The sequence below is a fragment of the Pseudomonas sp. DL genome (assembly GCF_047199225.1).
Lineage (GTDB): Bacteria > Pseudomonadota > Gammaproteobacteria > Pseudomonadales > Pseudomonadaceae > Pseudomonas > Pseudomonas aeruginosa.
The window spans coordinates 4,567,547-4,583,167 of sequence record NZ_CP178323.1 but is presented as its reverse complement, the minus strand read 5'-3'; the positions used below and the strand labels follow the sequence as shown (position 1 = coordinate 4,583,167).

Below are 15,621 nucleotides of genomic sequence, written 5' to 3'. Positions count from 1 at the left end.
TCTTGAAGCAACAGTTCGAACGCTCGCCTTCCGAGAGTTATTTCTGGCCCGTCGTCCTGGCGGTGGTCCTGCACGTTCTGATCTTCGCCATGCTGTTCGTCAGCTGGGCGTTTGCTCCGGAGCTTCCTCCCTCCAAGCCGATCGTGCAGGCCACGCTCTACCAGCTCAAGTCGAAGAGCCAGGCGACGACACAGACCAACCAGAAGATCGCTGGCGAGGCGAAGAAGACCGCCTCCAAGCAATACGAAGTCGAGCAGCTCGAACAGAAGAAGCTCGAGCAGCAGAAACTCGAGCAACAAAAGCTGGAACAGCAGCAGGTCGCTGCTGCGAAAGCGGCGGAACAAAAGAAGGCTGACGAGGCTCGAAAGGCCGAGGCCCAGAAAGCCGCCGAGGCGAAAAAGGCCGATGAAGCCAAGAAAGCTGCCGAGGCCAAGGCCGCCGAACAGAAGAAGCAGGTTGACATAGCCAAGAAGCGCGCCGAGGACGAGGCCAAGAAAAAGGCCGCTGAGGACGCCAAGAAAAAGGCAGCCGAGGACGCGAAGAAGAAAGCGGCCGAGGAGGCCAAGAAGAAGGCTGCTGCGGAAGCGGCGAAGAAGAAAGCTGCCGTCGAGGCCGCCAAGAAAAAGGCCGCCGCCGCTGCCGCGGCAGCCCGCAAGGCTGCCGAGGACAAGAAGGCGCAGGCATTGGCCGAGTTGCTTTCGGATACGACCGAGCGCCAGCAGGCCCTGGCCGACGAGGTGGGCAGCGAGGTCACCGGCAGTCTCGACGACCTGATCGTCAACCTGGTGAGCCAGCAGTGGCGGCGTCCTCCATCGGCGCGTAATGGAATGAGCGTAGAAGTACTGATCGAAATGCTGCCGGACGGTACCATCACCAATGCCAGCGTCAGCCGTTCGAGTGGCGACAAGCCTTTCGACAGTTCGGCGGTGGCGGCGGTGCGCAACGTCGGCCGTATTCCCGAGATGCAGCAATTGCCGCGGGCTACCTTCGACAGCCTGTATCGTCAGCGCCGCATCATCTTTAAACCGGAGGATTTGAGTCTGTGAGTACCCTGATTCGCATTGCGCTGTTCGCCCTGGCCCTGGTGGCAGGTGCTGCGCAGGCTGCCGACCCGCTGGTGATCTCCAGCGGTAACGACCGTGCCATTCCCATCGCCGTGGTGCCGTTCGGCTTCCAGGGGGGCAACGTGTTGCCGGAAGACATGTCCAATATCATCGGCAACGACCTGCGCAACTCCGGCTACTTCGAGCCGCTGCCCCGGCAGAACATGATCAGCCAGCCGGCGCAGGCCAGCGAAGTGATCTTCCGTGACTGGAAGGCAGTTGGCGTCAACTACGTGATGGTCGGCAACATCGTGCCTGCCGGCGGACGCCTGCAGGTGCAGTACGCATTGTTCGATGTCGGCACCGAGCAGCAGGTCCTGACCGGCAGCGTGACCGGCAGCACCGATCAGCTCCGCGACATGTCGCACTACATCGCCGACCAGTCGTTCGAGAAGCTCACCGGTATCAAGGGCGCGTTCTCCACCAAGATGCTCTATGTCACCGCCGAGCGTTTCTCGGTCGACAACACCCGCTACACCTTGCAGCGCTCCGACTACGACGGCGCCCGCCCGGTGACCCTGCTGCAGTCGCGCGAGCCCATCGTGTCGCCGCGCTTCTCGCCCGATGGCCGCCGTATCGCCTATGTCTCCTTCGAACAGAAGCGCCCGCGTATCTTCATCCAGTACGTCGATACTGGCCGTCGTGAGCAGATCACCAATTTCGAGGGCCTGAATGGCGCTCCGGCATTCTCCCCTGACGGCAACCGCCTGGCCTTCGTCCTGTCGCGCGACGGCAACCCGGAAATCTACGTCATGGACCTTGGCAGCCGCGCACTGCGCCGCCTGACCAACAACCTGGCGATCGATACCGAACCCTTCTGGGGCAAGGACGGCTCTACCCTGTACTTCACCTCGGACCGTGGCGGCAAGCCGCAGATCTACAAGATGAACGTGAACAGCGGTGCCGTGGACCGGGTAACCTTCATCGGCAACTACAACGCCAACCCGAAACTCTCGGCCGACGAGAAGACCCTGGTAATGGTCCACCGCCAGCAGGGCTACACCAACTTCCAGATCGCCGCCCAGGACCTCCAGCGCGGCAATCTGCGGGTGCTGTCGAACACCACTCTGGACGATTCGCCCACTGTTGCGCCCAATGGCACCATGCTAATCTACGCCACCCGCCAGCAGGACCGGGGCGTGCTGATGCTCGTATCCATCAACGGACGCGTACGGATACCTCTCCCTACCGCTCAGGGCGATGTGCGCGAGCCTTCCTGGTCCCCTTACCTGAACTGACGGTCGCCAACGGTTACAAACTTATACACTGGGGTTCATTAGGAGTTACATGATGGAAATGCTGAAATTCGGCAAATTTGCTGCGCTGGCTCTGGCCATGGCTGTGGCTGTGGGTTGCTCCTCCAAGGGCGGCGATGCTTCCGGTGAAGGTGCCAATGGCGGCGTCGACCCGAACGCAGGCTATGGCGCCAACAGCGGTGCCGTTGACGGCAGCCTGAGCGACGAAGCCGCTCTGCGTGCGATCACCACCTTCTACTTCGAGTACGACAGCTCCGACCTGAAGCCGGAAGCCATGCGCGCTCTGGACGTACACGCGAAAGACCTGAAAGGCAGCGGTCAGCGCGTAGTGCTGGAAGGCCACACCGACGAACGCGGCACCCGCGAGTACAACATGGCTCTGGGCGAGCGTCGTGCCAAGGCCGTTCAGCGCTACCTGGTGCTGCAGGGTGTTTCGCCGGCCCAGCTGGAACTGGTTTCCTATGGTAAAGAGCGTCCGGTCGCTACCGGCCACGACGAGCAGTCCTGGGCTCAGAACCGTCGCGTCGAGCTGAAGAAGTAAGAAGTCGTTATGCCCAAGCACCTGCGTGTCCTGACGTTCCTCGCGCTCAGCCTGCCATTAGCGGCCTGGGCGGAAGTTCCTGTGTATGACGGCGTTGCCGCCAACAATGGCGGCAACGTTCCTCCTTCCGGGTATGGCACGGCAGGTGCCGGCGGCGCCTTTGCCGGAGGTGGGGTGACAACCCCCACCTCCGTGCAGGGCGAACTGTTCATGCAGCTCCAGCAGATGCAGGACGAGTTGGCTCGCCTGCGTGGCACGCTCGAGGAGCAGCAGAACCAGATCCAGCAGCTCAAGCAGGAAAGCCTGGAACGCTACCAGGACCTCGACCGTCGGATTTCCGGTGGTGGCGCTCCCGCTGCACAGAATTCCGCACCCGCTGGCGCCATCAACGCCAATGGGGCGCCTGCGGCTCCCGCAGGCAACAACGCACCGGCGCCGAGCAGCGAGCCGGGCGACCCGGCGAAGGAGAAGCTCTACTACGATGCGGCCTTCGACCTGATAAAGAGCAAGGATTTCGACAAGGCGAGCCAGGCGTTCAATGCCTTCTTGCGCAAGTACCCGAACAGCCAGTACTCCGGCAACGCCCAGTACTGGCTCGGCGAGGTGAACCTGGCCAAGGGCGACCTGCAAGGTGCCGGCCAGGCCTTCGCGCGGGTCAGCCAGAGCTACCCCAGCAGCCAGAAGGTGCCCGACTCTCTGTACAAGCTGGCGGACGTCGAGCGTCGCCTGGGTAACAACGACAAGGCCAAGGGTATCCTCCAGCAGGTCATTTCCCAGTACCCAGGCACTTCGGCCGCTCAACTGGCGCAGCGCGATCTCAAGAACCTTCGCTGATCCCGTTCCCGATGAACAAACCCGCGCCTGTCGCGGGTTTTTTCGTTAGAATCGGCGCCCCCGTGAAGCTGCATGGTTTCAGCTCGGCTGATCTTCGTGCCTCTCCACGCGAGACCTTCCGGGATTTCGAGCGCCACGACAGGATACGTCCCGTGGCGTTCCTTCATTTACCGCAACGGAGGCGGACGACCTGTTCAGTCGTCACGCCCGTGGCTGAATATGCAACAGACCCTGCGCATCACCGAGATTTTCTACTCGTTGCAGGGGGAAACACGTACCGCCGGCTTGCCGACGGTCTTCGTGCGCCTGACCGGCTGCCCCTTGCGCTGTCACTATTGCGATACCGCCTATGCCTTCAGCGGCGGCGACGTCGTTAGCCTGGACGCCATTTTCGAGCGGGTTGCCGCCTACAAGCCCCGCTACATCTGCGTGACCGGCGGGGAGCCGCTGGCCCAGCCGAATTGCATCTCTCTGCTGGAACGGCTCTGCGACGCCGGCTACGAGGTTTCCCTGGAAACCAGCGGGGCTCTCGACGTGTCACGGGTCGACCCGCGCGTAAGCAAGGTTCTCGACCTCAAGACGCCGGGATCTGGCGAGGTCGGACGCAACCGATACGAAAATATCCCGTTGCTGACCGACAACGATCAGGTGAAGTTCGTCGTCTGTTCGCGAGAGGACTACGACTGGGCGGTATCCAAGCTGATCGAGTACCGCCTCGACCAGCGTGCCGGTGAAGTCCTGTTCTCGCCGAGCCACCATCAGGTCAGCGCGCGAGAACTGGCCGATTGGATCGTGGCCGACAACCTGCCGGTCCGCCTGCAATTGCAACTGCACAAGATTCTCTGGAACGACGAACCGGGCCATTGAGACGAGGAATTCATCATGAACCAGAAGAAAGCGGTCATCCTGCTCTCCGGCGGCCTCGACTCCGCCACCGTTGTCGCCATGGCCAAGGCCGACGGCTACGCCTGCTACACCATGAGTTTCGACTACGGCCAGCGCCATCGCGCCGAGCTGCAGGCCGCCGAGCGCGTGGCCCGGCAGTTGGGCGTGATCGAGCACAAGGTGATAGGGCTCGACCTCAATGGCATGGGCGGCTCGGCATTGACCGACGAGAGCATCGCGGTGCCCGAGTCGCCTAGCGAAGGTATACCGGTGACTTACGTGCCGGCGCGCAATACGGTGTTCCTCTCGCTCGCCCTGGGCTGGGCCGAGGTCCTGGATGCCCGTGACATCTTCATCGGTGTGAATGCGGTGGATTACTCTGGTTATCCGGATTGTCGCCCTGAGTTCGTCGAGGCTTTCGAACGCATGGCGAACCTGGCAACCAAGGCGGGCGTGGAAGGCAATGGCTTTCGCATCCAGGCGCCGCTGCAGTATCTGTCCAAGGCGCAGATCATCCAGGCGGGCGTGGCGCGTGGGGTGGATTACGGCCTGACGGTGTCCTGTTATCAAGCCGATGAGCAGGGACGTGCGTGCGGCAAATGCGATAGCTGCCGGCTGCGTGCGGATGGCTTCGCGGCGGCTGGTATTTCCGACCCGACGCCATATTTCTGAAAAAAATTCACGAGGGGTGTTGTTTTTACGTTAGAAATCAGTATTATACGCCTCGCGTTGGGTCGTTAGCTCAGTCGGTAGAGCAGTTGGCTTTTAACCAATTGGTCGTAGGTTCGAATCCTACACGACCCACCATTTTCGAAGGGGCGAGTTGCACAGGCCTAGGAAGGGGTGTTGCACCTTTTACTTGTCCAGCAGCCGTCTGGGCCGAACATTAGGCCCGCATTGACGTGATGTCAATATGGAATAGCCCGCCTATTTAGGTGGGTTTTTCTGTTTCTAAGGCCCTGAAACCACTCTGCAGGCGTAGCAATGCGCCCTCGACGTAATCAGCGATTACAGCGGGTACTGCGGTGTTGGCCTTGAAATTGCGCGGCTCTGCCAGCACGCCGGCGCTGGAACCCAGGCGCTCTCGGTAATTCCAGATTTTTCCTACAGGCCTAGCGATCTGCTGGGAGGCGCGGCTACCTTTCGTCCGGTAGCCGGCCTCTCAGTACCGGTATCGCTAGGCGAGACTGCATCGGGCGGCAGATCCACATCCACCAGATCCGCTTATTGCAGCGGGAGCCGCGGATGCCGAGGCGGCACGGTTCGATAAGTGTTGAGCCATCAGAGTGAACAGCACGCTTTGCTCGAAGGTGTCAGGTGGCTGTGGTAGCGCTTCTTCCCACACGGTTGGACCTCCCTGAATGCCTGTCCCTGGTGTGTGCTCCCTTGGTTCTGCAGGCGCTGTCCTGGCCTCCGGCGGCGGTACTTCACCCATTCGAGCGAGAGGTTGCCTGCATGGCTTCGGTTTGGCAGAGGCCTGCGGGGAGCCGCTGTAATCCACCTTTCTGACGTTCTCTAGCGCGCCTTGGGCCAGGCTCCTAGCATGCAGCACGGCACGCATGTGGTCGTAGTCGGCCTCGATGTAGCTCATCGTGGTCTGGATATTCGAGTGGTTGAGTAGGCACTTCGTCAGGTGGATGTTCCGCTCGGGTGCCTTCATCAAGTCGGTGGCCAGGGTGTGCCGGAAACGGTGCGGGGTCATCCGCACCCCAACCTGTTCGGTCAGCTTCCGGTACATGGCTTCGACCTGGTCGGAGTTCATCACCTTGCTCTTGTAGTGCGGTGAGAACCGGTTGACGTTGAACAACTGATCATCATCGGCGAACCCGGCTTTATCGGCCTCCTTCAGGAGCCGCGATAGGTGAGGCACAAGCCCCTCCGTTATTGGCACTACGAACTCTTTATGAGTTTTCTCTGTTTCGCCGCGGATGAGGATCAGTTGATTATCCCAGTCGATGTCGCGCTTGCGGATGCACAGCAGCGCGTTCAACCGGATGCCGGTGTAGTAGAAGACCTCAAACGTGCAAAGCCAGAACCAGGCGGGAGTGATGCGTGCGCGATCGCCGGTGCAGCGCTCTGCGCCGACCTGCATGTTGAGCCAATTGCGGGCGCGCAGGATGGCTTCGGCTGCGACGGTTTTGCTTGCTCGCCTGGGGGGGATGACGGTGGTCTTTCTGAACGGGTTGACTTGGGAGTGCGTCACCAGCTCGTGCTCGATGGCATAGCCCCAGATCGTTCGCAGATGATTCGAATACGTGTTCCAGCTCCGCTTGGACAGGCCTTGTTCCAGTACCTTGCGCCGCCATCCCAGGACAGCCCTGTGGTCCACGTCCTGTACGGTTGCCGTAGGACCGAAGTGCTTGAGCAGCGCCTTGGTCGCGGCGCGGTAGATCTTCGCGCTGGCTTCCCGGAGATCGTGCGCGAAGATGTACTCCTCGGTGAGCTGCTGCGGCGTCATTCCACACCTCCTTCGGCATCGGTGATGACCGTGAGGCTTGGGTTGCCCAGAGGCTGCTCAGGGAACAGCAATTTGGGGTCCTGGAGCAGGTAAGCCTTGAGCTCTTTCGTCTTGCGAGGACCAGAAACCTTGATGGTCCAGATGTTCAGGTTTTTACTGGTCTTCCGGTGTAGACCCTGTTTCTCGAACGCGCGCTGCACCAGCTTCCAGCCGGTCGTATCCTTGGCCTGGGCCAGCTTTTCGAGCTCTGGATGCTCCTGGACATAACGCTTGAAGATTCCTGGCGTGACCAGCATGGCGGTCCCGTCGACGGTATGCACCAAGGCTTTGGTGTCGTTGATGAACAGGCGACGGGTCGCGATACCAGATTTCATCCAGCCAACGAATCCCTGTCCCAGATCAGTGCTTCTGCTAGGCATAAATACATCTTCAACTGCTTCAGGAGCGCAATCTGTTGGCTCCTTGTTCCCTAGTGGCTGCTGTAGGTTCTCCTCCCCGCGAGTGTTCGTAGAAGAAGCAGCCGGTGAGTCGTGGCTAGTGTCTAGCTCTTCTGATGGCGAATTGATATTACCAAGAAGTGCGTACAAATCGTCTGTTTCTTCTTGATCATCAGTTGAGGGCTTCGCAATCGCCCGCATTTCGTTTGACGGCTTCGCAACGCTCGGTGCAGGTTGACGGAGCGTCATCTTGGCTTCTGGTACCTCTGGCTGTTCAACCGGTTCGTTGGGGGTTTCGCAGGTCGTTTCCGACTTTTCCGTGGAGGTGGTTCCATCTTCAACGACGAGTGATCCGCCGTAGGGCGCGGGACGCTCGGCAGGGTCTGTCCAGACCAAGGCTGGAGCGACCTTGAGCAACGTGAGCTTGTTTCTCCACCCGGCGCCATTGTCTATCGTGGCCGTCCAGATGGCCTTGTCCTCGGCGTTCGTCTGGATGACGGCCTGGTCCTGGAGCATGTTGAAGAATGACGCGTTGGAGGAGGGGACCCCTTCGATTCCCTGAGCCAGCAGGTAGGCCCTCAACTGATCGGCCGCGGGCTTGCTCACCAGCCAGAGTGCGTCCTGAGTCAGCCACCCGTCGGACGGGCCGCCCGGCTGATTCAGCTTGAATTTGTCCTTCACCAGGAAGCGTAGCCCGTCTGCCAACTGCCGCTGCAGCGACTGCTTCGGTGCAGCCAGCGCTCGATCCGGATTACCTCCCAACTCCTGCGCGACGGAGGCCTGGTCTGCTTTCACGATGATCTCGCCCAGGATCCCGGCGTGCTCGTACTGCCCTGCGAACAAGTAGATCAATTGAGCCCACAGCTCTGGAAAACGACTGAGCCAGTCGAGTGCAGTGCGCGGTAGCAGTTGGTGGATGAGGAGTGCTGAGGCAGCGCCGTGGAGCTGGTATTCGCGGGACTTCACGTACTTGAAGCGGTAGGGCTGGTTGATCGGTCCGTTCCAAGGGTGCCAGGTACTGCCGTCCTGCAGCTCCACCTGCAGGTCTACGACGATCTTGCCTAGGTCGTGAGCCAGGGCGCCATACGCTGCGGCGGCCGACCAGGCTTCAGTCTGGGCTGACTGTGACTCCGGCGCTGCGCCGATCGGGAGCAGGTAGGTCTGCCGTACCTTCAGTGCGTAGGCCACGATCTCCAGGCCGTGATCAATCATCCCGCCTGGATGGGCATGGTGATGGTTTTCTGAAGCCGGGAGCTGCTGGACCAGCTCGGCATAGTTGGCCAGTGGCCGCCGGTAGATCTCCTCGAATTGCTGCTTGGATAGCGAGGCGCGCTGCCAGATGTTCTCCAGTAGCTGGCGGCGGCGAGGCGTGTCGAGCAGTTCCGTACTGCTTAGAGGAAGGAGGAATACCCCTGGGGCAGCTTTGGTTGGTGGGGTGGGGGACGGCTTCCTGGATATCCAGGAAAGGAGTTGAAACATGGGAGGCTCCATCGTGATTCATGGAGCGGGCTTTTCCCTTATTCCAGGGAAGAGGAACAACAGAAAATCCTCACCTCAAGTAGTTGGTATTTTTTATGGCAAAGTGCTACTTCTGGCGCTTGTTTTTTCGTTTTTTATTCGTCGCCTTTAGTTTAAGGTATCTGAATGCTGCTTAAGCTTAGTAAGTCAATTTTGATAATTTTCCATCGCTTCAACGGGGATGAATTGGATACACTTTTTCAATAGTTACCGCGCTGGTGTAGATCAGGCTGCCGTCGCTTATTCGATACCCGGTCAAGTTAAAGCGACCCCGTTTAGTATTTGAGTCGAGATAAACTCGTAGTCGACAGTCACGTATAGGCCCGCATTCGTGTGGTAACACAAGCTTAAGTCTGGCTTGGTCAATAGGGATATGAACCTCTTTTTCACCAGTGATTTGCAGATGCACTTCCGCTTGGGCAAGGAGCTTTTCATCGCCATCGTTGAGGTGAAATCGAATGTTCTTTAGTGAAATAGCTTGGGCTTCATCCGAGAGCTTGCACCAGCCGTCAAGATTGAAAATGCTCATGATGATATCTTCCGCTGCCTTGAGAAGGTGATGATCTTAATCCTTGGGCGTGCAGAGCGTTCTCTCTGCCTTCCGCTCTTCTTGGATAAGTTAGAGCGTTGAACGGGCATGTGTCGAGGGCTAGTGCTAAATTGACGGGTTTCCGTTCGATTACTATTCATGATTATTTCTCTGATTGTTCCTGTTTACACTATATTGGTCGTTTCTTAATGCGTGCTCTGTGCGTTGTCGAACTCTTTTGGTCGTTTTGTCTCGTGGGTTTGTGCGAGGTGAATATGTACGCTGGTGCACCGACACCGTATTCTAAGTTCACCAATATGGAGGGAGGTCTATTGATCCGTCGGTGCCCAGAAGGGACCGGCATATGGCTATAGAGAGGTGTTCAACATGTGGTATCACGGCATCTTACAGCCAACGCTGTGGCAACTGATTGTCGCGACTTTGGCGCTGACCCATGTCAGTATCATCAGTGTGACGCTATATCTGCATCGCCATTCAGCTCATCGCTCGGTGCAATTGCACCCTGCGCTAAAGCACTTCTTCCGTTTCTGGCTGTGGCTGACGACGGGAATGAACACCCGTGCGTGGACGGCCGTTCATCGCCGGCATCATGCCTGCTGCGAAACGCCCGACGATCCGCACAGCCCGAGGTTCAAGGGGCTGCTCACGGTGTTGCTGCGAGGTGCCGAGCTGTATAGAGCCGAGGCTCGCAATCCGGAAACCTTGCAGACCTATGGCCGAGGCTGCCCGGACGACTGGCTGGAGCGTCGCCTCTACAGTAGGTTTCCGAACGCCGGGCTGGGCCTCATGCTCGGTGTGGACTTGGTTTTATTCGGCGTCGCGGGGCTGACAGTCTGGGCGCTGCAGATGATCTGGATCGCCTTCTGGGCTGCCGGTGTGATCAACGGTCTGGGCCATGCTTTCGGCTATCGCACCTTCGAATGCCCGGACGATTCGAGCAATCTGCTGCCGTGGGGAGTCCTCGTCGGCGGCGAGGAGTTGCATAACAACCATCATGCCTACCCGGGCTCGGCCAAGCTTTCCGTGCAGGCCTGGGAGTTTGATCTGGGCTGGGCGTGGATATGTCTGCTGAGAGCACTCGGACTGGCTCAGGTCAACCGTGGGCTGCCCACCATCCAGTGGGACTGTGACAAGCGAGCGCTGGATCTGGAAGCCAGCGGAGTCATCCTGCGCAATCGTCTGCTGGTCATGGCCCAATACGGGAAACGGGTAATGCGGCCGCTGGCACGCGAAGAAAGCGCTCGCTGTGATGCGGCGACCTGGCATTTGCTGCGGCGCGCCAGCCGTTTGCTGGTGCGGGACCCAGACAGGCTGAGCGATCTGCAGCAGAGCCTGTTCCATTCAGCTGTCGGCAGGAGCCAGGTGATGCAGCTAGCCTGCGCGCATCGCCTGGCGTTACAGCGCACATGGAGCGATGCGGGGGCTGACCTGGGCGAAGTACATGCGGCGTTGAAACGCTGGGTAACCGAGGCGGAAGCCAGCGGGATACGTCCGTTGAGGGAGTTTGCCGGGCTACTGTGCAGCTACAGCCTGTACGCTCCGCGGCAGATCGTGCCGTAGATTCGCCGTTGAAGCGGGCACGAGAAGTCGTGGAAGAGGGGACGTACCGGTCTGGGGATCGACTTCAAGAGGAGATCCATGTTTCATGATCGCCTGCTAGATTTGCAACGTTGCGTACGCCACTTACCGTGAACGCCAGCCTGTGGATACCGAGACTATTTTCGTGGTACCGAGCAGGGTCGACTGCGACCGGGCCTGTCGGCGTTTGCGCGAGGCGGGTGAGCGGATGGCGTTGCGTCCACTGCCTCGCTGAGCCTCTGAATGGAGCAGTCGTCGCGATACAAGGGGCGGCGGGTCAGGGGCAGAGAGCTGGGGGCTCCGTTGTGTCGGCTCGTTACGATTTGGAAGACGCCCAGTTCCCCGGCCTCGAACACCAGCGCGCTGGCGGCCATTAACAGGCGCCAGGCCCGGTAGGTGGGTTCGCCGACATATTCGACGGCAAGCCCCTGCCGCTGCTCTAGGCGAGAGACCCAAAGGCGCAGGGTCAGGCCGTAGTGACGGCGCAGTGATTCGACATCGGTGACTTCCAACTGCGCCTGTTCCATCCTGCGCACAAGGCTGCCCAGGGTATCCGGCTGGCCGTCGGTGAAGAGATAGCGATTGATCAGGCGGGCTGACGCGGTCCGTTGCCCCCCGTCCGGGCACTGAGTGATGCCCTGGTTGAGAAACAGCCCAGAATCCTTGAGAAGGCGGTGTACCGTGTCGAAGAATAGCGGCAGGTTGTCCGGGCCAAGGTGCTCGGACAGTCCGACACTGGCGATCTTGTCGTATACCTGCTGACCTTTTAGGTCGCGGTAGTCGCAGCATTCCACCGTCACTAGCGCCTGGAGCCCCGCCGCGTCTATTCGTTCGCGGGCCAGGGCCAGCTGTTCCCGGCTTAGGGTGATGCCATGGGCGTGTACCCTGTGGTATTGCGCTGCATGGAGGATCAACGCGCCCCAGCCACAACCGATATCGAGCAGGTGCTCGCCGGGATGCAGCTGGAGTTTCCGGCAGATCAGCTCAAGCTTGGCCCGTTGAGCCTGTTCGAGGCTATCGTCGATTTGCTCGAAGTAGCCGCAGGAGTAGACCATCGCCGGATCCAGCCAGAGTCCGTAGAACGCATTGGACAGGTCGTAGCGGAAGGTGGTGGCGTCGGGTTTTTCTGCGTCCGAGTGCATCCCCGTCGTAATCTGTTGGCGCAAGAACCCTTTCTGTCTGTCGGATTCCGTAGTGACCGAGCTCGGCAGCATGATGGCGCCGAACAACAGGCGTGCGCGTCGGTGCCAGACCTTGCGCTGGGTTTGCATGTGCTCCCTGAGCGCCAGGGCAGCGAAGAGGTCGCCCTCGATGTCGAAGTCGTCGCGGAAATAGGCTTCGGCCAGGCGCTGTGGGTCGCTATTGCTTAGGATCATCTTCTGTACGCCGTCCGCATGCCTGTAGACCAAGGTGAATGGGGCCTGAGTACCGGCAGTGGGCCCCAGTTGCAGGAGTGTGCCGTCCCACAGCCGAGCGTTCATACGGCTACTTGTGCCACGGAACAACTGGCCGAGCAATTTTGACGACTTGCGCGCGCTGAGGCTGCGGGCGTGGCGGGTGGTGATCTCGGCGACGTTGCGCCACTTGCCGGAGGCTGTTCGGGGGGGCAGGCGATCGCTGGCGAATAGGCGATCCCAGAACGCCGAGGTAACCCCGAAGTGCCCGGCTTGCCAGAGTGCGCTGTGATGCAGATGGTGGCATAGCTGGCGGCGAGCCAGCCAGGCGTTGCCAGAGTGATCGAAGTGATGCACGGCGTGATGGGTCAGGATGTACGCTAGGTAGCCTGACATGATGCCCAAAGCCAGCGAGGAGCCTCTCCAGGGGCCGAGTGCGAGCAGCGCTGGTAGGTAGACCAGGCCGATGAACAGGGCCGCACTGGACAGGGTGGATAGCCCTATCAGCGCGCCGGGCCGTTGGTGATGGGACTGGTGCCATTGGCGAAAGGGTGATAGTCCGTGGAGGACAAAGCGATGCAGGAGGTATTCCAGCAGCGACCATGCCACCAGACCTAACGCGGCCAGCAGCAGGCATTCCAGACGCAGTTCTGCGGGGCAGAAAAGGCCGAGCCAAACGGCCAGCACCAGTACCCCGACAACGTAGAAGGCGATATCGGTCCGGTGTACGAGCTTACTGTGTTCGAGCTTGAAGAGTGGCATGTCGACCTCGGTTCATCCGGAGCGGAGTGTCCTGTATGGTCCTGGCCCAGGTCTGTCTGATATCGAACTTACATCGCGAGTAACCGAGTCGAGGTGCCCGGAGCGAGGTCAGATCAGACTGATGTCCATGTGCACGCCGACCCCCACGGAACTCTCGATGACATCACGCACGAGCAGGGACTCGATTTCCGAACGGGTATTCGCCAGCAGAACGACATGGCCCTGGGCGATAGCCTGTCTGAAGGGACCGCTGACTTGGCTGACATCCACCGATGCGCCGACCGCTCCTCCGAACAGCGCTCCCAGGGCGCTGCTCCAACCCAGCAAGGCCAACGGTGCATCACCGAACAGGCTGGCCTCGGTTCGCGTCAGAGCGAATGTGACCAGCGTGCTGACGAGGAGCCCCGCTAGCGCGCCGGCTGCGCCACTTGACAGCACCTGGATGAACGAACGCCGGCGCGTTGTTGGAAGTGGAACGTCTTCAGCGCCGAGGATGCTCAACTGTTCGAGGCCGAGGCCTCGGTCGACCAGACGTTTGCGAACGCTTTCGGCCTGCGCCCGGAGGTTGAAAACGGCCGATACCTGGTGGCTGTAGCCAACCATGGCAGATCTCCCGGAAGGTATGGATTCCCAGTCTACGGGCGGGGGCCAGCGACGTCTGTGCGCAAGCGAACCCAGGGCGGCCGACCTGCGCATCGCTGCCAGGTCAGGTCGGAGTCTTTTTACCCGCAGTGGCGGCGCGCCGCGCTTCGAGAATGGCGTCGGCCCAGGCCAATGGCCACTGGACATAGCGCTGTTTGTCGAACTCCCTTTTCCAGTTTTCGGTTTCCTCCACGTTCAGTTGCGTGAAACTGTTTGAGCCTGCCTCCTTGGCTTCCCGGAACGTGGAGTACTCGACGCCGTTGTCGCCGCCGAACTTCTTCAGCGGTTCTTCCGGCATCCGCGGCTGGAACCACTCCTGGGGTTCCGCCGGTGCGTGGGCGATGAAGTAGTCGCGCAGGGTCCGTCCTTCGGGTAGATGACCTTCGGCAAGTAGCCGGGGTACGTAGATATCGTCGTCGATGTTCATGGTGTCGCCTCCGGAAGATGAAGAGGGTGAGCGGCCTGGCGCGCCGTCTCGTTGCCGTGCGACGAAATCCTCATCGGGCGGGCAGATAGGGAAGCAGGCGATCAGTCTCGCGCTTGACCACCGCGTAGCATTCGCAACAGAGCGCTTCCAATTGCGGACGGTCGAGAACGGTGATGTGCCCTCGGCTGTACTTGATCACGCCGAGTTTCTGCAGCTTGCCGGCCGCTTCGGTGACGCCTTCGCGGCGGACCCCCAGCATGTTGGCGATGAGTTCCTGGGTCATGCTCAACTGGTTGCTGGGTAGCCGGTCGAGCGACAGCAGCAGCCAGCGGCAGAGTTGCTGGTCGATCGAGTGATGGCGGTTGCACACCGCGGTCTGAGCCATCTGGGTGATCAACGCCTGGGTGTAGCGGAGCATCAACTGCAGCATCTCGCCATGCCGATTGAACTCGTCCTTCAGCTTCTGTCCGGGCAATCGGTAGGCATGCCCAGCGCTTTGCACAATGGCGCGGCTCGGAGTGCTTTCCCCACCCATGAACACCGCCACGCCGATGAGTCCTTCGTTGCCGACGACGGATATCTCCGCGGAGGCGCCGTCCTCCATGACATACAGCAGCGAAACGATGGCGTCGGTGGGGAAGTAGACATGTCGGAGGGCATCGCCCGATTCATAGAGGACCTTGCCGAGCGGCAGTGTAACTCGCTCCAGGTGCGGGATCAGACGCTCTTGTATCTCCTGGGTAAGCGCGGCGAGCAGATGGTTCTGCAGGGGAGAAACGTCATTGGTCATGTCGGCCACCAGTGGGTTCCCTGTGGTGGTTAGGCGTGATTGCGCTTGACATTGCCAGTGGAGTGGGCGCAGGGGAAACGCAGGGCGCTGAGATATTTTCGAGGATCAGCTCTGACAGTGTAGCCGCAATGGCCAGGAAAAGCGTGGCTAGCGATGAGAGGCGGAACGGAAGGGCGAATCCCCCTTGGGAGGGATTCGCTTAGAAGTGATGTGGCTAGGGGGCGATGTCCAGGCGCAGATCACGGATGAGCTGGGTCACCGCTTCGGGTGTACGCCACTGTTCGGTGCCTATGCCGGTGCTGAATGCCTCGATGGTGCCCGTCAAGGCATTACCCAGCAGGATGCTCATCGCTCCGTCCCGGTCTCGTGTGCAACTGCACGTGAACGGTGAGAAGGAGGGTTCGATGAGCTGCCGGGCCTGCTCAAAGGTCAGTCTCATGTGCCAG

The 15,621-nt window shown here is 60.2% G+C and carries 16 protein-coding genes and 1 tRNA gene; 9 read left to right on the top strand and 8 right to left on the bottom strand.

Annotated elements, in window-relative coordinates; translation table 11 throughout:
* The first annotated feature begins 2 nt into the window (after positions 1-2).
* The 7 genes from tolA (at position 3) to ACI766_RS21310 (ending at position 5,426) form a co-directional block, all read left to right on the top strand.
* On the top strand, positions 3-1,046 hold the full coding sequence (gene tolA, locus ACI766_RS21340) for a cell envelope integrity protein TolA (protein WP_023105492.1): 1,044 nt from the start codon (positions 3-5) through the stop codon (positions 1,044-1,046).
* The gene (gene tolB / locus ACI766_RS21335) at positions 1,043-2,341 is read left to right on the top strand and encodes a Tol-Pal system beta propeller repeat protein TolB (RefSeq protein ID WP_003086128.1); all 1,299 of its coding nucleotides are present in this window, start codon (positions 1,043-1,045) and stop codon (positions 2,339-2,341) included. The genes tolA and tolB overlap by 4 nt, the downstream gene beginning before the upstream one ends.
* A gap of 52 nt (positions 2,342-2,393) precedes the next feature.
* Complete coding sequence (gene pal, locus ACI766_RS21330; RefSeq protein ID WP_003111417.1) at positions 2,394-2,900, top strand: peptidoglycan-associated lipoprotein Pal; 507 nt, start codon at positions 2,394-2,396, stop codon at positions 2,898-2,900.
* 9 nt (positions 2,901-2,909) lie between these two features.
* On the top strand, positions 2,910-3,734 hold the full coding sequence (gene ybgF / locus ACI766_RS21325) for a tol-pal system protein YbgF (protein WP_003120698.1): 825 nt from the start codon (positions 2,910-2,912) through the stop codon (positions 3,732-3,734).
* Between the two features lie 219 nt (positions 3,735-3,953).
* Positions 3,954-4,601 (top strand): 7-carboxy-7-deazaguanine synthase QueE, encoded by a 648-nt coding sequence (gene queE, locus ACI766_RS21320; protein WP_003112571.1) that lies wholly within the window; start codon positions 3,954-3,956, stop codon positions 4,599-4,601.
* Positions 4,602-4,616: 15 nt separating this feature from the next.
* On the top strand, positions 4,617-5,291 hold the full coding sequence (queC, locus tag ACI766_RS21315) for a 7-cyano-7-deazaguanine synthase QueC (RefSeq protein ID WP_003111415.1): 675 nt from the start codon (positions 4,617-4,619) through the stop codon (positions 5,289-5,291).
* Between the two features lie 59 nt (positions 5,292-5,350).
* Positions 5,351-5,426, top strand: a tRNA-Lys gene (locus ACI766_RS21310).
* Between the two features lie 370 nt (positions 5,427-5,796).
* Here the strand turns inward: ACI766_RS21310 and xerC are convergent.
* Positions 5,797-7,077 carry a tyrosine recombinase XerC gene (xerC, locus tag ACI766_RS21305; protein ID WP_034070292.1) on the bottom strand — a complete coding sequence of 427 codons (1,281 nt, stop codon included), beginning with the start codon at positions 7,075-7,077 and terminating at the stop codon, positions 5,797-5,799.
* Entirely contained in the window at positions 7,074-8,993 is a 1,920-nt protein-coding gene (gene mobH, locus ACI766_RS21300) for a MobH family relaxase (RefSeq protein ID WP_034070291.1), read from the bottom strand. The genes xerC and mobH overlap by 4 nt, the downstream gene beginning before the upstream one ends.
* Between mobH and ACI766_RS21295 the strand changes: the two genes are divergently transcribed.
* Positions 8,992-9,144, top strand: a complete 153-nt coding sequence (locus tag ACI766_RS21295) for a hypothetical protein (protein ID WP_153274499.1) — start codon at positions 8,992-8,994, stop codon at positions 9,142-9,144. The two genes, mobH and ACI766_RS21295, sit on opposite strands and share 2 nt — an antisense overlap.
* A 60-nt stretch (positions 9,145-9,204) precedes the next feature.
* On the opposite strand, the gene ACI766_RS21290 is transcribed toward ACI766_RS21295, so the two are convergent.
* A complete protein-coding gene (locus ACI766_RS21290) occupies positions 9,205-9,561 on the bottom strand; it encodes a hypothetical protein (RefSeq protein ID WP_015060180.1) in 357 nt (118 codons plus the stop codon).
* Between the two features lie 387 nt (positions 9,562-9,948).
* Here ACI766_RS21290 and ACI766_RS21285 point away from each other — a divergent pair, with 387 nt between their 5' ends.
* On the top strand, positions 9,949-11,142 hold the full coding sequence (locus ACI766_RS21285) for a fatty acid desaturase (protein ID WP_412828464.1): 1,194 nt from the start codon (positions 9,949-9,951) through the stop codon (positions 11,140-11,142).
* A gap of 155 nt (positions 11,143-11,297) precedes the next feature.
* On the opposite strand, the gene ACI766_RS21280 is transcribed toward ACI766_RS21285, so the two are convergent.
* The 5 genes from ACI766_RS21280 to ACI766_RS21260 form a co-directional block, all read right to left on the bottom strand.
* Positions 11,298-13,316 carry a class I SAM-dependent methyltransferase gene (locus ACI766_RS21280; protein ID WP_003125107.1) on the bottom strand — a complete coding sequence of 673 codons (2,019 nt, stop codon included), beginning with the start codon at positions 13,314-13,316 and terminating at the stop codon, positions 11,298-11,300.
* 108 nt (positions 13,317-13,424) lie between these two features.
* Positions 13,425-13,919, bottom strand: a complete 495-nt coding sequence (locus ACI766_RS21275) for a hypothetical protein (protein WP_034070290.1) — start codon at positions 13,917-13,919, stop codon at positions 13,425-13,427.
* 103 nt (positions 13,920-14,022) lie between these two features.
* Positions 14,023-14,385, bottom strand: coding sequence for a hypothetical protein (locus ACI766_RS21270; RefSeq protein WP_017002336.1), 363 nt, complete (start codon positions 14,383-14,385; stop codon positions 14,023-14,025).
* A 70-nt stretch (positions 14,386-14,455) separates the two neighbouring features.
* On the bottom strand, positions 14,456-15,175 hold the full coding sequence (locus ACI766_RS21265; protein ID WP_009875850.1) for a Crp/Fnr family transcriptional regulator: 720 nt from the start codon (positions 15,173-15,175) through the stop codon (positions 14,456-14,458).
* Positions 15,176-15,389: 214 nt separating this feature from the next.
* Positions 15,390-15,614, bottom strand: a complete 225-nt coding sequence (locus ACI766_RS21260; RefSeq protein WP_003456722.1) for a DUF1652 domain-containing protein — start codon at positions 15,612-15,614, stop codon at positions 15,390-15,392.
* Positions 15,615-15,621 lie beyond the last annotated feature (7 nt).